23 protein-coding genes, 4 tRNA genes and 1 pseudogene are annotated in these 22,639 nt (G+C 36.4%); 3 read left to right on the top strand and 25 right to left on the bottom strand.

The window, feature by feature from the left end; genetic code table 11:
- Window positions 1-78 precede the first annotated feature (78 nt).
- Complete coding sequence (locus BFL01S_RS10765) at window positions 79-282, top strand: hypothetical protein (protein WP_036688299.1); 204 nt, start codon at window positions 79-81, stop codon at window positions 280-282.
- Window positions 283-527: 245 nt separating this feature from the next.
- Entirely contained in the window at window positions 528-2,276 is a 1,749-nt protein-coding gene (locus BFL01S_RS10760; protein ID WP_061785688.1) for a recombinase family protein, read from the top strand.
- Here BFL01S_RS10760 and rlmH read toward each other — a convergent pair.
- From rlmH to BFL01S_RS10645, 24 genes are all read right to left on the bottom strand, one after another.
- Complete coding sequence (gene rlmH / locus BFL01S_RS10755; protein WP_025907898.1) at window positions 2,178-2,657, bottom strand: 23S rRNA (pseudouridine(1915)-N(3))-methyltransferase RlmH; 480 nt, start codon at window positions 2,655-2,657, stop codon at window positions 2,178-2,180. The two genes, BFL01S_RS10760 and rlmH, sit on opposite strands and share 99 nt — an antisense overlap.
- A 73-nt stretch (window positions 2,658-2,730) precedes the next feature.
- Window positions 2,731-2,889 carry a CxxH/CxxC protein gene (locus tag BFL01S_RS19980; protein WP_064484031.1) on the bottom strand — a complete coding sequence of 53 codons (159 nt, stop codon included), beginning with the start codon at window positions 2,887-2,889 and terminating at the stop codon, window positions 2,731-2,733.
- 77 nt (window positions 2,890-2,966) lie between these two features.
- Window positions 2,967-4,181, bottom strand: a complete 1,215-nt coding sequence (locus BFL01S_RS10750; protein ID WP_061785687.1) for a S1C family serine protease — start codon at window positions 4,179-4,181, stop codon at window positions 2,967-2,969.
- A gap of 127 nt (window positions 4,182-4,308) precedes the next feature.
- Window positions 4,309-5,103, bottom strand: a complete 795-nt coding sequence (gene yycJ, locus BFL01S_RS10745) for an exodeoxyribonuclease YycJ (protein ID WP_061785686.1) — start codon at window positions 5,101-5,103, stop codon at window positions 4,309-4,311.
- A gap of 18 nt (window positions 5,104-5,121) precedes the next feature.
- A complete protein-coding gene (locus BFL01S_RS10740; RefSeq protein ID WP_061785685.1) occupies window positions 5,122-5,901 on the bottom strand; it encodes a two-component system regulatory protein YycI in 780 nt (259 codons plus the stop codon).
- Window positions 5,888-7,252: a YycH family regulatory protein gene (locus tag BFL01S_RS10735; protein ID WP_061785684.1), complete on the bottom strand. Its 1,365-nt coding sequence runs from the start codon at window positions 7,250-7,252 to the stop codon at window positions 5,888-5,890. Before BFL01S_RS10735 ends, BFL01S_RS10740 begins: the two co-directional genes overlap by 14 nt.
- Complete coding sequence (gene walK / locus BFL01S_RS10730; RefSeq protein ID WP_061785683.1) at window positions 7,243-9,138, bottom strand: cell wall metabolism sensor histidine kinase WalK; 1,896 nt, start codon at window positions 9,136-9,138, stop codon at window positions 7,243-7,245. Before walK ends, BFL01S_RS10735 begins: the two co-directional genes overlap by 10 nt.
- Before the next feature lie 9 nt (window positions 9,139-9,147).
- A complete protein-coding gene (yycF, locus tag BFL01S_RS10725) occupies window positions 9,148-9,855 on the bottom strand; it encodes a response regulator YycF (protein WP_025907892.1) in 708 nt (235 codons plus the stop codon).
- 192 nt (window positions 9,856-10,047) lie between these two features.
- Window positions 10,048-10,120 (bottom strand) — tRNA-Phe (locus BFL01S_RS10720).
- 9 nt (window positions 10,121-10,129) lie between these two features.
- Window positions 10,130-10,205 (bottom strand) — tRNA-Asp (locus BFL01S_RS10715).
- 25 nt (window positions 10,206-10,230) lie between these two features.
- Window positions 10,231-10,302: transfer RNA gene (locus tag BFL01S_RS10710), tRNA-Glu, on the bottom strand.
- A 13-nt stretch (window positions 10,303-10,315) separates the two neighbouring features.
- Window positions 10,316-10,388: transfer RNA gene (locus BFL01S_RS10705), tRNA-Lys, on the bottom strand.
- A 145-nt stretch (window positions 10,389-10,533) separates the two neighbouring features.
- Complete coding sequence (locus tag BFL01S_RS10700) at window positions 10,534-11,820, bottom strand: adenylosuccinate synthase (RefSeq protein ID WP_025907891.1); 1,287 nt, start codon at window positions 11,818-11,820, stop codon at window positions 10,534-10,536.
- Between the two features lie 186 nt (window positions 11,821-12,006).
- The gene (gene dnaB, locus BFL01S_RS10695) at window positions 12,007-13,371 is read right to left on the bottom strand and encodes a replicative DNA helicase (RefSeq protein ID WP_061785682.1); all 1,365 of its coding nucleotides are present in this window, start codon (window positions 13,369-13,371) and stop codon (window positions 12,007-12,009) included.
- A gap of 121 nt (window positions 13,372-13,492) precedes the next feature.
- Window positions 13,493-13,942: a 50S ribosomal protein L9 gene (rplI, locus tag BFL01S_RS10690; RefSeq protein WP_025907889.1), complete on the bottom strand. Its 450-nt coding sequence runs from the start codon at window positions 13,940-13,942 to the stop codon at window positions 13,493-13,495.
- Window positions 13,939-15,912, bottom strand: a complete 1,974-nt coding sequence (locus tag BFL01S_RS10685; protein ID WP_061785681.1) for a DHH family phosphoesterase — start codon at window positions 15,910-15,912, stop codon at window positions 13,939-13,941. The genes rplI and BFL01S_RS10685 overlap by 4 nt, the downstream gene beginning before the upstream one ends.
- 38 nt (window positions 15,913-15,950) lie before the next feature.
- Window positions 15,951-16,898, bottom strand: a complete 948-nt coding sequence (locus BFL01S_RS10680) for a YybS family protein (protein ID WP_061785680.1) — start codon at window positions 16,896-16,898, stop codon at window positions 15,951-15,953.
- Window positions 16,899-17,033: 135 nt separating this feature from the next.
- A complete protein-coding gene (rpsR, locus tag BFL01S_RS10675) occupies window positions 17,034-17,273 on the bottom strand; it encodes a 30S ribosomal protein S18 (protein WP_013059913.1) in 240 nt (79 codons plus the stop codon).
- A gap of 61 nt (window positions 17,274-17,334) precedes the next feature.
- Entirely contained in the window at window positions 17,335-17,835 is a 501-nt protein-coding gene (gene ssb, locus BFL01S_RS10670) for a single-stranded DNA-binding protein (RefSeq protein WP_061785679.1), read from the bottom strand.
- 44 nt (window positions 17,836-17,879) lie between these two features.
- Entirely contained in the window at window positions 17,880-18,167 is a 288-nt protein-coding gene (gene rpsF / locus BFL01S_RS10665; RefSeq protein WP_025907885.1) for a 30S ribosomal protein S6, read from the bottom strand.
- A gap of 157 nt (window positions 18,168-18,324) precedes the next feature.
- Window positions 18,325-19,425 carry a redox-regulated ATPase YchF gene (gene ychF, locus BFL01S_RS10660; RefSeq protein WP_025907884.1) on the bottom strand — a complete coding sequence of 367 codons (1,101 nt, stop codon included), beginning with the start codon at window positions 19,423-19,425 and terminating at the stop codon, window positions 18,325-18,327.
- A 138-nt stretch (window positions 19,426-19,563) separates the two neighbouring features.
- Complete coding sequence (locus BFL01S_RS10655; protein ID WP_025907883.1) at window positions 19,564-19,761, bottom strand: DUF951 domain-containing protein; 198 nt, start codon at window positions 19,759-19,761, stop codon at window positions 19,564-19,566.
- On the bottom strand, window positions 19,758-20,669 hold the full coding sequence (locus BFL01S_RS10650) for a mechanosensitive ion channel family protein (RefSeq protein ID WP_025907882.1): 912 nt from the start codon (window positions 20,667-20,669) through the stop codon (window positions 19,758-19,760). Before BFL01S_RS10650 ends, BFL01S_RS10655 begins: the two co-directional genes overlap by 4 nt.
- A 60-nt stretch (window positions 20,670-20,729) precedes the next feature.
- Window positions 20,730-21,746, bottom strand: a complete 1,017-nt coding sequence (locus BFL01S_RS10645) for a YkvI family membrane protein (protein ID WP_061785678.1) — start codon at window positions 21,744-21,746, stop codon at window positions 20,730-20,732.
- Between the two features lie 84 nt (window positions 21,747-21,830).
- On the opposite strand from BFL01S_RS10645, the gene yyaC reads away from it, so the two are divergent.
- Complete coding sequence (gene yyaC / locus BFL01S_RS10640; RefSeq protein ID WP_061785677.1) at window positions 21,831-22,451, top strand: spore protease YyaC; 621 nt, start codon at window positions 21,831-21,833, stop codon at window positions 22,449-22,451.
- Window positions 22,452-22,482: 31 nt separating this feature from the next.
- Here the strand turns inward: yyaC and BFL01S_RS21025 are convergent.
- A pseudogene (locus BFL01S_RS21025) lies at window positions 22,483-22,639 on the bottom strand (chromosome partitioning protein ParB); the annotation flags it as partial.

The following is a 22,639-nucleotide window of genomic DNA, read 5'->3' as shown; positions in this document are numbered from 1 at the left end:
CCTGCCTGTTATTTTTTGAGTATAAGTTTAAATGCCGTTACAAATAATACCCCTATAACAAATGAGGGGGTTAATAAAATGGAAGAATCACCTACAAGTAATAATGGAATGAACACAAGCAATAATGGAATGAGTACATCTAATAAGATAAACCTTTCAGGTCTTGGTGTTGGAGCAATTGTACTAACCACTGTTTATACGGCGGTTTTGGCTTCACAGTTAATGGCTACCAAGCATAAAGTCGATTACCTTTATTACAAAGAATTAACACAAAATAAATAGCTAATTATAGACGGTGCGTTTTCACCGTCTTTTATTTATATAAAACAGAATTTGAACTAACCTGCCCAGTTAGTTTAAGATCACTATTTCACAAGCTGTATATCTTTCATCAAAGTATTGATGATTAATGCAGCTATCTAATTTCTCTAATACAATTTACCCACAAATATAAAATAATGGAAATTAAAGTCCATTTTCCCCTTCTAATACTTTCATAGTATTATAAAGGCAAAAGGAGGACAACTATGACAACAGAAATAAAAAGGGTAGCAATTTATGCCCGCGTAAGTACAGAAGAACAAGCAAAGGAAGGTTTCAGTATAGCCGCTCAACTTCAAACACTTCGGCAATATGCTCAAGTCTATAAATGGGAACTGATTGATGAGTATGTCGATGAAGGAATTAGCGGTAAATCCGTAAAAGGACGTCCAGAAATGAAAAGGTTAATTAAAGATGTAGAAAATGAGAGATTTGATGCTGTGATAGTATGGAAAATTTCTCGACTTTCAAGAAATATGTTAGACACACTCACAATTCTAGATAAGTTTGAGAAATACAATGTGAAATTTATATCTTACTCAGAAAACTTTGATACCAGTAGTCCTATAGGTCGCCTAGTACTTCAAATTATGGCCTCTATTGCTGAAATGGAGCGTAATAATTTGGCAGAAAACGTAAAACTAGGAATGAAGCAACGGGCATTAGAAGGGCGATGGAACGGTGGTATTGTATTTGGTTATGACACTGTAAAGAAGGAACTTGTTATCAATGAGAAGGAAGCAGAAGTAGTACAGTTAATCTATCATATGTATGCAGATGGCAAAGGGCTAAGAGCAATTTCTAACCATTCAAATAAAGAAGGATATAAGACGAAACGTAACCGATATTTTTCCATCAATGGTATAGCACAAATCCTAGACAATGTTATATATAACGGTAAAATCAGCTGGCTAAAAGTAGAGAATTGGGATACCAAACGAAGAAAAGGGAAAAACCCTAACCCCATCCTTGTTGAAGGAAAGCATAACGCTATTATTTCGGATGAATTATGGAACGTCGTACAAGCAAGAAGACAAAGTAAATCATTTAAGCAGCGTCAATCAAATGAGCCATTTTTACTTAGTAAACTATTACGTTGCCCTGATTGCGGTCAAGGTATGGTCCCTTCAATTACAACACATACACTAAAAGATGGGACAAAACGAAAACATCGTTATTACGTCTGTAGCGATTTTCATAATAAAGGATCTGCTGTATGTAAAGCTAATTCCATTAAGGCGTATGAAGCAGAAAATACGGTTATCAAAAAAATTGAACATTTTAGTTCTAATAAGAAGAGGTTATATAAGACGCTTACAGACATTAGTTCTAGTTCTGCCCATTCGATAAATCAGCTTAATAAAGAACTAGAAGATATTGAAAAGCAACTGAAAGAAATTGAACAATTACAAGGGAAGTATATGGAAGCCTTTGAGAAAAACACTCTCCCTGTAGATATTCTACAAGAAAGATTACAAAAGGTCTCCAATGATAAAAGAGGGTTAGAACAAAGGAAAAATGAGATTATAATACAATTAGGTTCTGTCGATTCAAAAGTAATCCAACCAGAATTGATCGAGCAATTACTAAAGAAGTTCCTATCAGTTTATAAAGAGTCATCTAGGGAAAGTCAAAAACAATTACTACAGTTGTTAATTGATAATATTGAAATCAAGCAAATAGATAAATCCAGATCAATTAAAAACATAGAACTGGATTTTGACTTTACTGAAATGCACATATCGAAAACTTTTACACTGATCCACCTGTTATATCGTGAAACGGATAATGAACATACATTTTCAATACCCGCTTCCGATAAAAAGTTACCACCTTATTTGCAACAATTTCTGCCTCTATTTGTGGTACGGTTCACCACGATTAATCCGAAACGCACGGTAAATCTGTTCAACCAACACCAAACGCATAAGCTGATGCGGAAACGTCATCTTTGAAAAAGAGAGCGTAGCGTTTGCTCTTTTCATCACTTCATCGCTGAGTCCAAGTGATCCTCCGATAACAAAGGCTACCTTGCTTTTTCCGTATGTAGCAAGTGAGTCTAAATCTTTTGCAAGCTCTTCAGATGAGCGCTGCTTACCATTAATGGCTAAAGCAATGACGTGTACATCTTGACCAATCTTACTTAATATCCGCTCTCCCTCTTTTTGCTTCACCTGAACCATTTCCGAATCACTTAAGTTTTCAGGTGCTTTTTCGTCCGAAAGTTCAATAATCTCAATTTTGGCATACGGAGCTAATCGTTTTAAGTATTCATCAATACCTTGCTTTAAGTATTTCTCTTTTAATTTTCCGATTGATACAATTGAAATATTCAAAATAATCTCCCTTGTAAATTATCCACAGATTTTATCCACATATCCACAAGATATATACACAATCTGTGTTTTTTTAGTTTTCCACTGTGTATAACGCTAGGTTTTCGCAGTATTCACATGTATGGTTGCGTTCATTTTCATCAATTTCTTTAAAAACCGGTGCTAACTCAATCTCATCTACGGCTACATCTAACGCTAATTCTGTATGCTCTAAGCAACAATAAATTTTCAAATTGCAATCTCCTTTCTTTTTTATAAGTATCAGTAAAAAGACCACAGAGAAAGTTCCTCTGTGGATAACTTTTTTGTTTATAATGACTCTCGTGATAGCTTAACCGTTACTGTTTGCTTTTTACCTTGCCTGTAAAAAGTCACTTCCATGCTGTCACCTATTTCTTTGTCAATATATAAGTGCTTACGTAACCCTACTAAGTCTTTAATATCTTCTCCATCCAAAGCGACGATAACGTCATATTCTTTTAAGCCTGCTTTATCAGCTGGTGAGCCAGCGGCAACATTTAATACGGCCACACCATTCACAACATCTTTTGGGAGCTTTAACGTTTCTTTTAGGTGGTAGCCCGATATTTCACTTAATGATAATGTTCCAACACCTAAATAAGGTCTTCTTACTTCTCCATAATTTTCTAAATCATCCACAACAGGTCTTGCCATATTGATTGGAATGGCCAAACCAATCCCTTCAACTTCCTGCTGAGCAATCTTCATCGAGTTAATTCCAATCAGCCTGCCGTCAATATTAATCAAGGCACCACCGCTATTTCCAGGGTTAATTGCTGCATCTGTTTGAATAACTTCTGCTTGCCAATCCGGACTTCCATCATTATTTAGGTCCTGTGGAATGACACGGTTTACACCTGAGACAACCCCTTGTGTTACAGAACCAGAGAACTGTAGTCCAAGAGGATTCCCAATAGCAATAACGGGCTCTCCGACTTTCAGCTTATCTGAATCCCCATAGCTGGCGATCTTTGTTACATGTTCAGCATCAATTTCAATAACAGCCAAATCCATTAACTCATCGCTTCCTAGTGCGCGCGCGGGTACTCTAGAGCCGTCATATAAGCTGACTTCAATTTGCTGAGCACCTTGAATTACATGATGATTGGTAATGATAAAGGCTTTATTTCCCTGCTTTTTATAGATGACACCAGAACCGGTGCCAGCGTCTTGCCCGCTTTCGTTCCAAAAGCTTTCTCCTTGCTGGATATTTACCACTCCAACAACTGCTTCATTAACTTGATTAACAGCTTTCGTAATATCTGTGTTTACATCGACAGAAACCGTCTTTTGAACGATATCTTCACCATTTTGAATAGAGCCTTGATTTTCTTCTGCTGGAGGGTTTGGAAGTAAATTTAAATTCGATAAAAATGGAAGTGCAGTGACAACCACTATTCCTCCAATAATTGCTCCTATTAATGACGACAGAAACCAGCCCCCACGTCTTCTTGGCTTTTGACGTGAAGGAGATGGTTCCCGATTCTCATCATAATGTTCCATATACATCACCGACCTTTTCATTTATTATGATTATAAGTACCAAAACAGATGAACTATTACTTTTTTGGACACTTCTGCTTCTTTCTAACCATCTCAATAAAGTTATTTTTTGTTTTGTTTATGTAGACTATACATAAACAATCGATGTTGGTCTATTAGGGTCTGTATCATAAAGTTTTATCTGTTCTTTCACATCAATATCTTTTTCAGCTAAAACTTGTGAAACAGACATTCGCGCAATTTCTTTCATATTGTTATCTAGACTTAAATGAGCTAGATAAATTCTCTCTGTTTGATCACCAATAACGTCCGCCATTGCCAATGCTGCATCCTCATTTGAAACATGTCCTACATCACTTAAAATACGACGCTTAACGCTCCAAGGATACCTTCCCATACGAAGCATCTCAACATCATGATTGCTTTCAAAAACAAAAGCCTGACTATTTTTAATAATGCCCTTCATGCGATCACTGACATAGCCTGTATCCGTAATTAACGTAAGTTTTTTATCTCCTTGATGAAAAACATAAAACATTGGCTCAGCAGCATCATGAGATACACCAAACGATTCAACATCGATACTTCCAAATGTTTTATTTTCACCAATTTCAAAATGAAACTGTTGGTCAGTTGATACTTGTCCAATTAACCCATCCATAGCTCTCCATGTTTTTGCATTTGCATAGATAGGCAATTTATATTTACGAGCTAGTACGCCTAACCCTTTAATATGATCACTATGTTCATGGGTTACCAATATTCCTGATAAGTTGTGAATATCTCGATCGATTTCTTGAAAAAGTGACTCCATTTTCTTACCACTTAAGCCTGCATCGACTAATAGCGATTGGTCTCCATCACTTACAAAAATCGCATTTCCAGTACTACCGCTAGCTAGCACGCTAAAATGCAAACTCATTTTTCTCACTCCAATATACTATTTCAAGCTTTTTTGGATGATTTGTCCTTCAAAAGCATTTACAAAATAGTCAACATCTTCATCTACGACAACGTGCCAAGTAGGCGCAAGAACCTGGGAGCTTGGCAGAGGTAAATCGAAGGTATAATAACCTAACTCTACTTTTGTTACCGTGCTTTTTTCGGTTAATTCTTCTTTCAAATACAGATTTTCAAGGACTTTAATTGGGGCAAGAACCTCTTGTTCATCATCTAAAGGCTCGATATTTTCCATAAACGTCTGCTCGTAAGAAGTAATTTCATTCTTATCATTCAAATGAGCAATGACAATGCCATTTTCGTTATCATAAATAACTTTATTTTTATACTGTTGGTAAAATGTAATCGTATTTTTATCTTCGTTAATTTTCCACAGCGTATATGAATTTCCGGAAAGAACATAGTCTTGTAAGAACTGATTTAACTTTGATGTTTTATTCTTTGCTGGAACAGGAATTGGTTTATCTAACGTACTTTCAATTGTTTTTTCATCAATTAATTTTGCTTTTTGTTTTTTAAGCTTCTTCAAGTCATTCTCACTAAACCTTTTACTGTTTGCATTTAATGAAGATGCTTTTTTTTCACTCTTAGGTAGCTCCGTATACGTTATTCCTTCTGCTGCTAATTGATCTTCAATGCTTGATTCAACAAATAACGAATACTGGTCTTGATCATGCTTTTTCATGAATTGATAAATTAAAAACAGATCTAAAACCAGAAACGTTACGATAAAAATCGATTTCGTTTTATTCCAATCCACCGTTTACGCCTCCTTCATCAGGTAACGTAACTCGGTACCACTTATTATTATAGTAGTAAAACCAAGAAGGAACCAATGTAACCGAGTTTGAATCATACTCTGTTTTATCCGTATCTTGCTGCTGATTATCCCCAATACCTTCCTCAAGCTGATATCCAATTGATATATCATTTAACAGAGAAGGATCAAAATCCTGATGCTTCTCAATCATTTCAATTACTTCTTGAGGAGACTGTAACTGTACTTTCATTTCAGGTAAGGATACTTGAACAAATCGATACAAAGGTCGACGATAATTTAAGACCTCAGCATTGCCCCATCTTTGATAGATTTCTGTCATGCCCTGATTGCTGTATACAGGGTGATTATCATGATAATACCGGTATGTAATCTCTTTTGTTACACGATTCCAACTATCCAAACGGTAATCTGGCTCTGTCCATCCGGCATGATCATTAACAAAGCTAAAGCTACGATTTAATAAATTTGCGTCATCATTTGATTCCGTATTCGAATTCACCAAGTTTACATACTCCATGACGTTTGTCCTGGTATTTACATTAATAACTTTGGTTCCTTCTGTATATAATTCTCTATATGCTAAGCTTTCTGTACGAGCATAACTTGGATTTGTAAACAGCGCATTTTGAAACTTACGAATATCTAAAGGTGCTTCATATGCATACAGTTTATGCATGTGAGAAGTCTGAGCTGGTATGAAGATATAGCGATTCTCATTCTTTTTATAAACCAGACAACGCTCTGCTGATGTTCCTGCATCCGCTAATTTCTGCACATCGTTCTTGACTACATTACTAATTTTCACCGCATACACTTTTTGTTGGCTATAGTTCACCAAATACATATTTACAGATAAATTGGGGGTCTTTTTTATCTTTATGACTACACGATCAAAATCTACCCTTGGCAATTTATCCGTCGTAAAGCTAAACATTTGCTGAAAGGTTTCAACTGGTATTAGGTCTGGATATACAATTTCCACAGAATTATTATCATGGACATAATTTAAAAAGCCACTAGGCTCAATAGCACTCGAAACGTCTGTAATATCCCCTAATTTCCACGTTCTCATTTCTTGTAACCATGAGTCTATTCGCTTTTCTTCATGTGATAAATAGTGACTACCACTTTGGTGATAGAGTACCTTTGTAGGACGTATATAATCCTCTAGCTCACTCTTTCCACCTACATCAGCTTCTTGAAGGTTTTGGGTTTCAGTATTTAAATCAGAAGGAGATTGATAGGACCATAAATTCCAAGTGAGGAATAAGCTTAAAACCACCAAAATAACTAGCACAATGGTTTTTATATTTTCATATCTCATTCCCATTCTTCATCATTCTCACTTTCAATTGGAAGTGTGAAGTAAATAGATGTCCCAATCCCTTCTTTACTTTCTGCCCATATTCGACCATCGTGAGCTTCAATAATTTCTTTTGCAATAGCCAAACCTAAACCTGTCCCTCCTAGTTTGCGAGTTCTTGCTTTATCCACACGATAAAAGCGTTCAAAGATTTTGGACAGATTTGATTTTGGTATTCCCATACCTTGGTCTTTAATACTTACCACAATTTCATGCGTGTGTTGTTCAATAGAAAATGTAATTGTTCCACCTTCTGGTGAATACTTAATTGCATTTGAAATAATATTGTCTAATACTTGTGTAATTTTATCTTGATCAACTGCTACATAGATGGCTTCATCTGGAAGCTCTCTAACAAACGTAATTCCTTGTTCAATAGTCATTTCAAAGCGATCAATGATGTAATGATAAAACTTTACAAAGTTAACCGGGTCTCGACTAAAGCGATAGTCTTCGCTATCTAACTTAGACAATTGTAACAAGTCATTGACTAATCGAATCATACGCTCCGTTTCTGTTTGGGTAACATGTAAAAAACTTGGTGCTATCTCTTTATCCTGCCATGCGCCTTCTGCTAAAGCGTCCAAATAGCTTCGCATTGTTGTCAATGGTGTTCTAAGCTCATGAGAGACGTTTGCTACAAACTCTCGGCGATCCTGATCAATTTTCTCCTGCTCTGTAATGTCGTGCAAGACGATAATGATTCCGTTGATAAAACCCGTTTCCTTTTGAATAGCTGAAACAGTTGCTCGTAAAATAAACGGCTCTGTTTTCGTACTAAAATCAAGAATAAGTGAATCTTGATTAGCCAATAGGCTTTCGAATGTATGTGTTTCATCTAAACCTAAAAGCGTCACAATTGGCTCTGACAATACTGTTTCACGTGAAACGTTTAACATTGACGCAGCTGGGTCATTAATTAAGATTACTCTACCTTTTCGGTCAGTAGCAATAACGCCATCTGTCATATGAGCAAGTACGGAGCTGAGCTTACGTCGCTCTCCTTCAGTAGTAGCTTGTGCCTCTTGAAGCTTTCTTGTCAAATTGTTAAACGTTAAAGCAAGTTGCCCTATCTCGTCATAACCATAGACCTTTGCTTTTCTTGAAAAGTTTCCTTTAGCCATTTCTAATGCCTGCTTACGCATTTCAGACATTGGTCGCGTAATCGTCTGAGCCAGAAAAACACCTAAAAGGGCAGTAATAACTAACGATATAACCGTACCAGAAGCAAAGATACTATTAATTTTCCTCATTTGCTCATAGACCGGCTCCATCGTCGCAATTAAATAAACAGCACCTAGTATCTCTTGTTCTGACTGTAAGCTTTCTCGATTATTTGGATTTGTAGAAGCATTTCCTCCCACATCATCCTGCAGACGAATAGGAACCGTCAATACTCTAATTCTGTCACCGCTTTTACGATATACTTTATTAGAAGATGTTCCTGCTAAAAGGGCATTCGTAACGGCTAAGTCATTTATTTTTTTCCCTACTATTTGTTCAGGGTTTGGGTTTGATGTCCCTATAATACGTCGATTCGGATCGATAACGCGTACCTCTAATATGTCTTTAGAGGAAATTCCCTGCATAGAAGCAAAATCTCTCAATACTACTTCTAAATCTTCTTCTAACGTAGGGGAAGTATCATTACGTGTTTTTTCTAGCTCTTGTTCAATATTATAAGCAAGTAGACCTACACGTTCCGTTAATGAGTTTGTAAAGTTATTAACAAGTTCTTTTTCTAACTGACGTACAAAGTAGACACCAATAATTTGCATTGCAATTAAAATAAGCAATACATAAATTAGCACAAACTTCAAATGAATGGACTGAAAAAAACGGACTTTCTTCATAATATAGCGTTACTCCTGTTCTGGACTACGCAAATAATAACCTACCCCACGTCTTGTTACAATCCACATTGGATGGCTTGGGTTATCTTCAATTTTCTCACGCAATCTTCGAACCGTAACGTCAACTGTTCGAACATCACCAAAGTAGTCATATCCCCATACTGTCTGTAACAAATGCTCCCGCGTCATGACTTGTCCAATATGTTTCGCCAAGTAATGCAGCAATTCAAACTCACGATGTGTTAATTCAATTGTTTCTCCACGCTTTGAAACAATATAAGCATCTGGATGAATGACAAGTGCACCGATTGTTATCTCATTACTCTCTTCTTCTTCAACACTATTTGAAATCTGTTGATGTCTTCTTAAATTCGCTTTTACTCGCGCCAATAGCTCTCTCGTACTGAAAGGCTTTGTTACATAATCATCTGCACCTAGCTCAAGACCAAGCACTTTATCGATTTCAGAGTCTTTAGCTGTCAGCATAATAATTGGCATATCATACTTTTTTCGAACTTCTCGACAGACTTCCATGCCGTCCTTTTGTGGCAGCATAATATCTAACAGAATCATTTCTGGTTGTACTTCTTCAACTTTTTCAAGTGCTTCTACACCATCATAAGCACAAAATACTTCGTAACCTTCTTTTTGCAGATTAAATTTCAAAATATCTGCAATTGGTTTTTCGTCATCTACTACTAAAATACGTTTATCCATGATCATCGTTCTCCTTTTATCATTTCAAACAAAAATAGGAAAGTAAGTATTCATAATGTTTGAATACACTAATTGTATTATACTTCATAACATAGTAATCGTCACAAATTCATCCTCTACTATACAATAACCTCATTAATTTTCAACCATATACAAACAAAAAAGCATGACTTTTAAAAGTCATGCTTTTTATGGCTCGGGACGGAATCGAACCGCCGACACAAGGATTTTCAGTCCTTTGCTCTACCAACTGAGCTACCGAGCCATTATCAAATGGCGGTCCCGACGGGAATCGAACCCGCGATCTCCTGCGTGACAGGCAGGCATGTTAACCGCTACACCACGGGACCCTCAGCTTATAATATGTAATAAAAATGACCCGTACGGGATTCGAACCCGTGTTACCGCCGTGAAAGGGCGGTGTCTTAACCGCTTGACCAACGGGCCATAGTAACAAAAGTGAGCCATGAAGGACTCGAACCTTCGACCCTCTGATTAAAAGTCAGATGCTCTACCAACTGAGCTAATGGCTCATACTATGAATATCAGCGACATGTACTATAATAACATGATTTAAACACTGAATGCAATAGTTTTTTCAGAAGAATATTTTTAAAAAATGAATTCAATATAAAAAACCAACGTTTAAAAAACTAAACGTTGGTTTTTTTAAAAGTATTAGCTATAAACTCCGCGTAATACGTTTGTTTGTTTGCGATCTGGTCCCACTGAGAAAATAGATAATGGAATACCAGTTAATTGTGAAACACGCTCTAAGTAATGACGTGCGTTCTCAGGTAATTCATCTAAAGATTTCACACCTGTAATATCTTCCGTCCAACCTGGAAGCTCTTCATAAACAGGTTCACATTTAGCTAAAACGTTTAAGCTAGCTGGGAATTCCTCAACAATTTTACCTTCATAGCGATATGCTACACAGATTTTCAATTTTTCAATTCCTGTTAAAACATCGATTGAGTTTAATGATAAATCTGTAATACCACTTACGCGACGTGCGTGACGAACAACTACGCTGTCAAACCAACCAACGCGACGTGGACGACCCGTTGTTGTTCCGTATTCACGACCTACTTCACGAATTTGATCACCAATTTCGTTTGTTAGTTCTGTTGGAAATGGACCGTCACCAACACGAGTTGTGTATGCTTTTGAAACACCTACTACGTGCTTGATTTTTGAAGGCCCTACACCTGAACCGATTGTTACACCACCAGCAACAGGGTTAGAAGATGTTACAAACGGATATGTTCCTTGATCGATATCTAACATAACACCTTGTGCACCTTCAAATAATACGCGACGACCTTCGTCTAGAGCATCATTTAATACAACGGATGTATCAACAACATATTTTGCTATCTGCTGACCATATTCGTAGTATTCATCTAAGATATCTTCTAATTTAAAGCCTTCTACTTCATACATTCTTTCAAGAAGACGATTTTTTTCAGCTAAGTTTTGTGTTAATTTTGCTTCAAACACTTCACGGTCTAATAAATCTGCAATACGGATACCTACACGTGCAGCTTTATCCATATATGCTGGACCAATTCCTTTTTTTGTTGTTCCAATTTTATTATCACCTTTACGCTCTTCTTCTACCTCATCTAATTTTAAGTGGTAAGGTAAAATAACATGCGCACGGTTACTAATACGTAAGTTATCTGTTGTTACATTACGATCGTGTAAATATTTTAATTCTTGAACAAGTGCTTTTGGATCTACAACCATACCATTTCCAATTACACAAATTTTATCATCGTAAAAAATCCCTGAAGGAATTAAATGTAATTTGTACGTTTCACCATTAAACTTAATCGTATGACCAGCATTGTTTCCACCTTGGTAACGTGCAATTACTTCTGCATTTTCTGATAGGAAGTCTGTAATCTTCCCTTTTCCTTCATCTCCCCATTGTGTTCCTACTACAACAACTGAAGACATATCTTAAGCACCTCCGCTTAGTAAGCAACAGCCTACTACGACATAATTTAACCGTAAATAAGTGTATCAATTTATTATAGTAAAGTCAATGTAAATCCGAACTATTTAATCTAAATCAAAGATAATATACTGCTTTTTACCGAACATATACTAATATAAACAAAAAAACCTCTCGGATTGAGAGGTTTATGCACCTGGTGGTACACCCGAATCATCAAAGCGTCTTTCTAAGTTTACGAACTTATTATATTCCTTCACAAAAGCTAACTGAACCGTTCCAACTGGACCGTTACGCTGCTTAGCAATAATGATTTCAATGATGTTCTGATTTTCAGTATCTTTCTCATAGTAGTCTTCACGATATAAAAAGGCTACAATATCGGCATCTTGTTCGATACTCCCTGATTCACGAATATCGGACATCATTGGCCTTTTATCTTGACGTTGCTCAACCCCACGGGAAAGCTGAGATAATGCAATAACAGGAACCTGAAGTTCACGTGCTAATGCTTTTAACGAGCGAGAGATCTCTGATACTTCTTGTTGACGATTCTCGCCGCTTCGACCGTTCCCTTGAATTAACTGTAGATAATCAATTAAAATCATTCCTAGACCGCCTTCTTGCTTCAGACGTCTACATTTTGAACGGATTTCTCCTACGCGTACACCTGGCGTATCATCTATATAAATACCAGCATTAGATAAAGAACCCATCGCCATGGTTAGCTTTCCCCAATCCTCTGATGTTAAGGATCCTGTTCTTAGCCTTTGTGCATCAATATTACCTTCAGCACAAAGCATCCTCATGACAAGCTGCTCCGCTCCCATCTCCAAACTGAAAATCGCTACATTTTCATCTGTCTTGGTTGCTACGTTTTGTGCGATATTCAATGCAAACGCTGTTTTACCTACTGATGGACGTGCAGCAACAATAATTAGGTCATTTCGCTGGAATCCAGCAGTCATATGATCTAAATCCGTAAATCCTGTTGGAATGCCTGTAATATCACCTTTACGATTGTGAAGAACTTCGATGTTGTCATAAGTTTGCACCAAAACATCTTTAATATTTTGAAACATGCCCGTATTTTTACGCTGTGCTACTTCTAAAATATTTTTTTCCGCTTCATTTAATAAGACTTCGACTTCATCTTCTCTCGCATAACCTTCTGAAGCAATATCAGTAGCCGTTCGAATAAGCCTGCGAAGAATAGATTTTTCCTCTACAATTTTCGCATAATATTCAATATTAGCAGCTGTTGGTACGGAATTAGCTAAATCACTTAGATACGCCACTCCGCCTATTTCTTCTAAGATTTTTTGATTTGCTAAATCTGATGTAACCGTAACTAAGTCAACTGGTTCACCTTGATCTGAAAGTTTTAGCATACACGTAAAAATCTTTTGGTGAGCTGCTCGATAAAAGTCTTCTGGAATTAATAATTCAGACGCTAATGTTAAAGAAGATGGCTCTAGGAAAATTGCCCCTAATACCGCCTGCTCAGCTTCGATATTTTGAGGCGGTAGACGATCAGCAAAAAGATCATTCATAGTTTCTATGCCCCTCTATCGTTTTTTCGATTATCGCAAATGTTGGCGCGAAATTCTTCGCGCCAACGTTTGATTTATTCTTATTTTAACCCTACTATTTATAGACTAATCTCGCTTACCATTAGTTTTGTTCTGTTACATGAACTTTAACTGTAGCCGTTACTTCTGGGTGTAATTTCACAGGTACATTTGTATAGCCAAGCGCACGAATTGCATCGTCTAGCTCAATTTTACGCTTATCAATTTTGATATTATGCTTTTTCTTTAGCTCTTCTGCAATTTGCTTGCTTGTAATAGAACCAAATAAACGGCCGCCTTCACCTGATTTAGCTTTTAATTCTACTGTCAAAGATTCGAGCGTGTTCTTTAGCTCTTTACAATTTTCTAGCTCTTGAGCAGCTTCTTTTTGCTCTTTTTTCTTTTGAGCATCTAATACTTTTACATTACCACCTGTTGCTTCAACAGCATATCCATTTTTCAATAAGAAGTTATGTGCATAACCATCGGCTACGTTTTTAACCTCTCCTTTTTTACCTTTTCCTTTTACATCTTTTAAGAAAATTACTTTCATGATTTTTTCCCTCCATCCAAGTATTCATCAATTGCTTGTTTTAGTAGCTCTTCTGCTTGATCTAACGTCATGTTTTGTAACTGAGTAGCTGCATTCGTTAAATGACCGCCGCCTTGCAAGCTTTCCATAATTACCTGAACGTTGATATCACCTAGCGAGCGAGCACTGATTCCAACAAGCTGATCTCTTCTTTTTGAAATAACAAATGAAGCGACAACTCCGCTAATCGATAATAACGTATCAGCAGCTTGTGCAATCAACACTTGATCATATGTTTCAGCTTCATCTGCTCTTGAGATAGCAATCCCTGCTTTATAAATTTCCGCATGCTCGATAAAACGAGCTCTTTGCACATATTGATTAATGTCTTCTTTAAGGAATTTTTGAACAAGGACTGTGTCAGCCCCTTGAGACCTTAAAAAGGACGCAGCATCAAACGTTCGAGAACCGGTTCTAAGCGTAAAACTTTTCGTATCTACAATAATCCCTGCCAATAAAGCAGTTGCTTCTAGCATATCGATTTTAAAACGCTTAGGCTGATATTCTAACAGCTCTGTCACTAGCTCTGCAGTAGAGGAAGCATATGGTTCCATATATACGAGTAAGGGATCTTCAATAAAGTCCTCACCTCGTCTGTGGTGATCAATGACAACAACGTTTTCAACCCGATTTAATAATCGTTCTTCAATTACAAGCGAAGGCTTATGAGTATCGACGACGACAAGTAGCGTATCGTCACTCACCAGATTAAGCGCCTCATCAGGGGTAATGAATCGTTCCCAAAGATCCGGATTTTTCTTAATCTCTTCTAGAAGCCTCTTTACACCAGTGTCAATATGTTGAGGATCTAAAACGATAAATCCATCTTTTTGATTTACTTGTGCTACTTTTAAAATACCAATCGCAGCGCCTATCGCATCCATATCTGGATATTTATGACCCATAATAATAACCTGACCACTTTCCGTGATAAGCTCTTTTAAGGCATGAGAAATGACGCGTGCACGTACTCTCGTACGCTTTTCCATTGGATTTGTTTTACCACCATAAAACTTAACTTTACCATTTGGTTGCTTAATCGCTACCTGATCCCCACCACGTCCTAATGCTAAATCAAGGCTGGATTGGGCTAATGCACCTAATTCAGGTAATGGAGAGGTTCCGGTGCCGATTCCCACGCTTAGTGTAAGCGGTATATTATGTTTGGATGTTTCTTCACGCACTTGATCTAAAATTGAAAACTTACTGCGTTCAAGATGAAGTAACGTTTGCTCATTCATGATTGCAATAAACTTCTCAGAAGATGTACGCTTGATAAAGATACCATATTCTTGAGCCCAATGATTAAGCAGAGAAGTAACTTGGCTATTCAAGTTACTTTTCACTTGGTCATCCATTCCTTGTGTAAGCTCATCATAGTTATCTAAGAAAATAATACCAATGCTGGTTCTCTCATCAGCATACAATTTTTCGATTTCAATCTGCTCTGTAACATCGAAAAAGTAAAGTAGACGTTCTTCTCTTTTGATAATTACTTTAAATTTTCTTTCATGCAAAGTGACTACTTCTGTCTCAACTTCTTGTTTAATTAACGGAACAACACTTTCGGCTACATCATATAAAGAACGTCCTACTAATGAATCCTCACCGAAACAAGAAGCTAAGAAAGGGTTAGTCCATTGAATTTGATATTCATCATTAAACAACATAATCCCAATAGGCATCTCCATCAATGCCTCTTCTCCCACCTTTTTTACTCGGTGAGAAATCATTGAGATATATTTTTCAAGCTCGTCTACTAACATTCGCTCCATTTTAATAAATAGCAGCAAGGTGATAAGTAAAAGAACAAATCCCCCTACCCCAATCATCCAGTTATGATATGTCACTACTCCTACTAAAATAAGAGCAATACTGTACAGTAAATAAAATGGATAACGAATGATATTTTTCTTTGTAAAGACAGGCATCTGTTTCAGCTCCTAATCTTTAAGTTCCACATTAACTTTTATTTATCGACATTCCCGATACGCTTGCGTAAATTAAATCCTAAATCAATTATACCTAAGATACGTACAAATTGAAGGAGAATCGGCAGAATAAATGCCAAAATTGTTACAACCACTGGAATTGCTTTCGAATAACCTTTTTGATATGAAAAGTAAAAGATAAAAGAAAATCCTTGTAACATGACTAACATTTGCAAGGCCATCGCTAAATTTAAGATGGCGATAAACATAAATGATCCCTCTTCAAAATTAAATGAAGGAAATGATAAAATTAATACAATTAAATAGTACCAAATTACACTTTTAGGTAATTGCAGTTCACGAAATGGTGGAAATGATTCAATATCATGCTTCAAACGCTTTAATACAGATGCAGCGATTAACTGAGAAAAGAAGGCACAAACAACCCCCAACATGACAATAAACAGCGGAAGTAAATATTTAAAAGTTGTAATGGTTTGTTCCAACTGTTGAATCTGTTCATCTGTAACGGTTTGTCCTAAACTTTTCATCATATCAACGCTTTGATCAATTGACTGATTCAACGCATTGTTCATTTCACTAATTAAGTTAACATTCATAAGCAAACTTGATAGCACAAACATTAGCAAAAATGCAAGGCTAAAAGCAATGGTTCCACCTAACAACACGCTGTATCGCGCTTTTTTCTGTTGATACAAGTAGCCAATTACAATACCGCTTATACCAAAAACCATTGTTGCTGGTAATGTTACAACTGTCCCAAATAATAATGTTAACAATAAAGATACAACAAAAAACAGAATAGATCTTTTTACACCATGTCTAACTGTATAAACAATAAACGGTACAGCAAGAGCAAGAGTTAAAAACCCACCAATAACCGGTATGTATAGGAGAAACAACAACAGCGCTACAAAAAGGGCTAAAAGTGCTGCTCCTTCGGTAATATAACGAATCCCTTTCACAACTTCACCTCGTATTGTATAAACTATTACTTATTGTATCGATTCAATACAAGAGAAGCAACTATTTCACCAGTTTATCTATTTAGATGTAAAAAGAGACAGCAAGGAAGTCCTCACTGTCTCTTTTTATATTCATTATTCACCTGAAACATATGGTAATAATGCCATTTGACGAGCGCGTTTGATAGCGATCGTTAATTTACGTTGGTACTTAGCGCTTGTTCCAGTTACACGACGAGGTAAAATTTTACCACGCTCTGAAACGAATTTTTTAAGCATATCTACATCTTTGTAGTCGATGTGAGTGATGCCGTTTGCTGTGAAGAAACAAACTTTACGACGTCTGTTACGTCCACCTTTACGTCCACCTGCCATTGAAATACGCCTCCTTCCCTTTTAAACTCTATCCGATTGTATACTTCGCACTTATCACTTTTTAGAATGGTAAGTCATCATCAGAGATGTCGATTGTTTCACCATTATTTGCAAATGGATCATTATCAACGCGAGTATAACCTTGATTACCTGAGTTACGGTTCTGATTATCTCCAAATGGAGAGCCTTGTCCAGATCCACCAGTGTTAGCAAAGTTATTGCGTTGCATATCCCCGCCACCACTTTTTGGTTCTAAGAATTGCACACTTTCTGCCACAACCTCTGTTACATAAACTCGACGACCGTCTTGTCCTTCATAACTACGGGATTGCAAACGTCCATCAACACCAGCTAAACTACCTTTTTTCAAAAAGTTTGCTACATTTTCAGCAGGACGACGCCATACGACACAGTTAATAAAGTCCGTCTCACGTTCACCCTGTTGATTTGTAAATGCGCGGTTTACTGCTAGCGTGAATGTTGCAACTGCAGCTCCATTGGGGGTATAACGTAATTCAGGATCTTTCGTCAAGCGTCCTACGAGAATTACGCGATTCATCATCAGAACCACTCCTTAAGGAAAAAACTATTTATTTAAACGAAAAATTAAGCTTCTTGTTTAACAACGATATGACGGATAATGTCTTCGTTGATCTTAGCAAGACGATCAAACTCAGAAACTGCTTCTGAAGTCGCTGCCACGTCAAGAATCATGTAGTAACCATCGCGGAAATCGTTGATTTCATAAGCTAAACGACGTTTACCCCATTCTTTAACGTTTGCAACTTCTGCACCATTGTCAGTTAAAACACCGTTAAAGCGTTCAACTAATGCTTTTTTTGCTTCGTCATCAATGTTTGGACGGATGATGTACATTACTTCATACTTTCTCATCACTGTCACCTCCTTTTGGTCTAACGGCCCTAAACGGGCAAGGAGCAATAATTATATTACTCACAATTTAAAATTATATCATGTGAACTTTCGAAACGCAATGATATTAAAAGAGTTTCATTCAAAAGAAAAAAGCACGGCCTAGAGCCGTACTTTTTTATACGTTAAATCTAAAGTGCATAACATCGCCATCTTTAACGATGTATTCTTTTCCTTCAAGACGAACTTTTCCCGCTTCACGTGCAGCTCCCATTGTTCCAGCTGCTAGTAAATCTTCATAAGATACCGTTTCAGCACGGATGAACCCACGCTCAAAGTCTGTATGAATGATACCAGCACATTCAGGTGCCTTCATGCCTGTTTTGAATGTCCATGCGCGTACTTCTTGCTCACCAGCTGTGAAGTATGTTGCAAGGCCTAATAAATCATAAGTGGCACGAATTAATTGGTCTAAACCTGATTGCTCAATTCCAAGCTCTTCAAGGAACATTTCCTTTTCTTCACCTTCAAGCTCAACAATTTCAGATTCAATACGAGCACAAACTACAATTACTTCTGCGCCTTCTTCTTTCGCGTATTCACGTACTTTCGCTACATATTGATTTGATGATGCATCCGCTACCTCATCTTCTGATACGTTCGCTACATACAGAATTGGTTTAATTGTTAAAAGGTGTAGCTGCTTAGCAAGCTTTAATTGCTCATCAGTAAATGAAACAGAGCGAGCAGGTTGTCCAGCTTCAAAAGCTTCTTTTAACTTTTCTAAGATTTCATACTCATACATCGCTTCTTTATCTTTTTGCTTTGCCATCTTTTGAACGCGACCAATTCGCTTGTCCACCGTTTCTAAATCAGCTAGAATTAACTCTAAATTAATTGTCTCAATATCTGAAATAGGATCTACTTTCCCTGAAACGTGAGTAATATTCTCGTCTTCAAAACAACGTACTACGTGACAAATCGCATCTACTTCACGAATGTGAGATAAAAATTTATTTCCTAATCCTTCGCCTTTACTCGCACCTTTTACAATTCCAGCAATATCTGTAAATTCAAATGCTGTTGGAACTGTCTTTTTAGGTTTTACAAGCTCAGTAAGTTTATCTAAACGCTCGTCAGGAACTTCTACAATCCCAACGTTCGGATCAATTGTACAGAAAGGGTAGTTAGCAGATTCTGCTCCCGCTTGTGTAATTGCATTAAATAAAGTTGATTTTCCAACGTTCGGAAGACCAACAATTCCAGCTGTTAAAGCCATATGATTATTCACTCCTCTTTTATATAACCGAAAACCAGTTAACCTTTCACAATTATAGTAATTCACATTTGAAAACACAAGCTTTATTGACTGGAAAAGCGTGTCCTAATCCTTCATTTATATGAACTACTTTTTCAGTTATTCTTCATGCTTTACTAAAATCTTTTTCATTTTTCGAGCAAAATCCTTACGAGGAATCATGACACTATGACCACAACCTTCGCATTTAATTCGAACATCCATTCCCATTCGAATTATTTTCCATCTATTTTCTCCACAAGGGTGGGGCTTTTTCATTTCTACAATGTCATTTAAACCAAATTCTTTTTGATTCAATTACTGTGACCTCCTTGATTTTCTCGATGATTTAATACACTTTTTTGATCTTCACCACGATTATACATAATCATCTTCGCAAAAGGAACTTCAATACCATATTCGTTTAATCTCATTCTTACTTCTTTACGAATCATACGTGAAATGTGAAAATGTCTCATCGGCTTCACTTCACTTGTAATACGCATAACGACTTCATTTGCTTGCATTGTTTGAACTCCTAGTAATTCTGGTGTTTTTACCATATCTTCATATTTCCCAGGTAATTCTTCTAATAACTCCAGAATAATTTTTTCTGCTTTTTGAATATCTTCCTCATATGAGATACTAACATCCACAAATGCGATACTATTATGCAGCGAAAAGTTTGTCACTTCTATAATACTTCCATTAGGCAAGATATTAATTTCTCCTGTCCAACTTTTAATTTTAGTTGTCCGCAAACCAATTTCTTCGACAGTGCCTTCAAATGTACCGATTCGTACATAATCTCCTACAGAGAACTGATCTTCAAATATAATAAAGAAGCCTGTAATAACATCCTTTACTAAATTTTGAGCACCAAATCCTACTGCTAAACCAACGATTCCAGCTCCTGCTAATAGTCCTTTTACCTCGATTGTCATCGTTTCTAAAATCATGACAAGCGCAATAAAGTACACCGCATACGTAAATACATTTTGAATTAAACGTACTAGCGTTGCTTCTCTTCGTTCTGAAATACGCAGTGGGCTCTTTGTCCGAACCTCTATCATTTTGTTTAAAAACATTTTCCCAAATCGAATTAACAGCATTGAAACAATAATAATGAGTACTACTTTAATAAAACCTATACCTATGTTAGCCCACGTTTCTTCTTTAAAGAACGTTTGAAAAGCTGTTTTAAAAAAAGCTTGAATTGATTCCATGTTGCAAGCTCCCATTCTCATGATTGTCATAATATTTTAGTTTATTTTAGCAAGTTTTATTTAATTTTTGTAGATATTTCGTATCGGATAAATTAGTAAAGCCGCTAATAAGAATAGATTAACCATACCATATAACGGGTATAGAACAGCAATTAACTTAGAAAAACCTAGCTTTGTAAATGGAATCATAATGATGACAAATATAATTGCCATTTTCCATAACGCAGTATTTTCACTCCTACGAAACCTAGTTGTTAAACCTAGTATCCCCGATACCGCTGTTGTATAGATAGCAACTAATAATAATACACTCATAATGATTAGCATAAAAAACGGGAAACTTTTCATTATAGCAAATAACGGAATTTCGTAATCTGGTAACAAATCTGAAACCTGTAAAAGTGATTCATTATAAACAAAGGATAAACCACCAATTAACAAACCACTTCCAATGGAAGCGATATGAATCTCTACTTTTGTTTTAATCTCATTTCCAATGGTTGTGAGAACTGCAACGAGAGGGAGGATATTTAAAGCCGTAAAAGTAAATCCTGAAGACCAATTGTGCTGATGATGCCAGTCAATGTCCAAAACATGCTGACTTTTTAAAATAAAGAAAAGAAGGACGCTAATTAAACCGATAACGAGTACAGGCATAATGTAAGAATTAATCGAAAGCATTCCTTGAATACCTTTAATAAACACAAGAATAATTAACAAGCTAAAGGTCATAATTCCCAACCAATAGGGAAGCTGAAATGTTTCTAACGTAGCACCTCCACCTGCAATCATAATAACTGTTGTTGAAAATAAGTAAAAAATGATTAAGCTATCATAAAGAAACGCCCACCTTTTTCCAAACACTTCAATAAGTAATGGATAAAATTGATTAGTTTTCAATTGAAAACTAATACTCATAATCACGTTGCAGCAAATAATGAAGATAACAGTAAACAAAAGCAGAGCCAGTCCACTTTCTTCGCCAAAAAATTGCCAAAGTTCTCTTCCAGATGCATAGCCCGCTCCAATAATTGTACCTAAAATAAGAAACATCCATTTAAAGCCCTGCTTCAACATAAATTCCTCCTTTAAGCGAAATGTATGTATAGAATGTTAAGAATCTTCGTATACTGTTACTATTATGTATAAGGAGTGGAACCTATGAATCTAAAATCCTCCTTCTTTGAGAAAACATCACGTTCAATTCGCATTTTCCATGATGAAGAATTTGCTGCTCAACAATTAAGCAAACAGCTAGGACTGTTACTTCCAACTGATCCTGCTAGACCGGTCGTGATTGTTTGTATCGGAACAGACCGCTCAACGGGAGATTCATTAGGACCATTAGTAGGTACGAAATTAAAAGAAAAAAGCCTTTCTCATTTTCATATATACGGCACATTAAAAGACCCCATTCATGCTGTAAATTTAAAAGATACTTTAAAAATCATTCAGAAAGAATTTGATAATCCTTTTATTATAGGCATTGATGCTTGTTTAGGAAGGATGAAGAGCGTAGGATCTGTTTCATTAGGAATAGGGCCGGTAAAGCCTGGGGCAGGCGTCAATAAAGAGTTACCTCCTGTAGGTGATATTCATATGACTGGGATTGTAAATGTTAGCGGTTTTATGGAGTTTTTTGTACTACAAAATACAAGGCTTTATTTAGTAATGAGCATTGCGGAATTAATTGCTACTAGTATTCAATATGCTTACCAAACCAGTAGAGGACCATCTGTTTCCTTGTCATCTCGTAGCTATCGATTAGAATATGAAAAATAAAAAGGTTGTCCTAATAATTAGGACAACCTTTTTATTTTTGATCAATTGAAATATGTTCTAATAACTCTAATAGACGATTTAAATCATCTTGAGTAAAGAATTCAATTTCAATCTTTCCCTTTTTTTTGTTTCTCGTAATATTTACGGGAGTACCTAGCTTTTCTCTCAACTTTGTTTCATTTTCTTTC

Source organism: Priestia flexa NBRC 15715, from assembly GCF_001591565.1.
GTDB classification, from domain to species: Bacteria; Bacillota; Bacilli; order Bacillales; family Bacillaceae_H; genus Priestia; species Priestia flexa.
This window is presented reverse-complemented; position numbering and strand designations above follow the sequence as displayed.

Excerpts from the sequence above, each read along its gene's own strand:
- rplI (WP_025907889.1), bottom strand. The coding sequence starts at position 13,942 with ATGAAAGTAATTTTCTTAAAAGATGTAAAAGGAAAAGGTAAAAAAGGA.
- BFL01S_RS10760 (WP_061785688.1), top strand. The coding sequence starts at position 528 with ATGACAACAGAAATAAAAAGGGTAGCAATTTATGCCCGCGTAAGTACA.
- yycF (WP_025907892.1), bottom strand. The coding sequence starts at position 9,855 with ATGGATAAACGTATTTTAGTAGTAGATGACGAAAAACCAATTGCAGAT.
- ychF (WP_025907884.1), bottom strand. The coding sequence starts at position 19,425 with ATGGCTTTAACAGCTGGAATTGTTGGTCTTCCGAACGTTGGAAAATCA.
- ssb (WP_061785679.1), bottom strand. The coding sequence starts at position 17,835 with ATGATGAATCGCGTAATTCTCGTAGGACGCTTGACGAAAGATCCTGAA.
- BFL01S_RS10735 (WP_061785684.1), bottom strand. The coding sequence starts at position 7,252 with ATGGGAATGAGATATGAAAATATAAAAACCATTGTGCTAGTTATTTTG.
- rpsR (WP_013059913.1), bottom strand. The coding sequence starts at position 17,273 with ATGGCAGGTGGACGTAAAGGTGGACGTAACAGACGTCGTAAAGTTTGT.
- dnaB (WP_061785682.1), bottom strand. The coding sequence starts at position 13,371 with ATGAATGATCTTTTTGCTGATCGTCTACCGCCTCAAAATATCGAAGCT.
- BFL01S_RS10650 (WP_025907882.1), bottom strand. The coding sequence starts at position 20,669 with ATGGAATCAATTCAAGCTTTTTTTAAAACAGCTTTTCAAACGTTCTTT.
- walK (WP_061785683.1), bottom strand. The coding sequence starts at position 9,138 with ATGAAGAAAGTCCGTTTTTTTCAGTCCATTCATTTGAAGTTTGTGCTA.
- BFL01S_RS10685 (WP_061785681.1), bottom strand. The coding sequence starts at position 15,912 with ATGCCTGTCTTTACAAAGAAAAATATCATTCGTTATCCATTTTATTTA.
- BFL01S_RS10700 (WP_025907891.1), bottom strand. The coding sequence starts at position 11,820 with ATGTCTTCAGTTGTTGTAGTAGGAACACAATGGGGAGATGAAGGAAAA.
- yyaC (WP_061785677.1), top strand. The coding sequence starts at position 21,831 with ATGAATCTAAAATCCTCCTTCTTTGAGAAAACATCACGTTCAATTCGC.
- BFL01S_RS10765 (WP_036688299.1), top strand. The coding sequence starts at position 79 with ATGGAAGAATCACCTACAAGTAATAATGGAATGAACACAAGCAATAAT.
- rpsF (WP_025907885.1), bottom strand. The coding sequence starts at position 18,167 with ATGAGAAAGTATGAAGTAATGTACATCATCCGTCCAAACATTGATGAC.
- yycJ (WP_061785686.1), bottom strand. The coding sequence starts at position 5,103 with ATGAGTTTGCATTTTAGCGTGCTAGCTAGCGGTAGTACTGGAAATGCG.
- BFL01S_RS10645 (WP_061785678.1), bottom strand. The coding sequence starts at position 21,746 with ATGTTGAAGCAGGGCTTTAAATGGATGTTTCTTATTTTAGGTACAATT.
- BFL01S_RS10750 (WP_061785687.1), bottom strand. The coding sequence starts at position 4,181 with ATGGAACATTATGATGAGAATCGGGAACCATCTCCTTCACGTCAAAAG.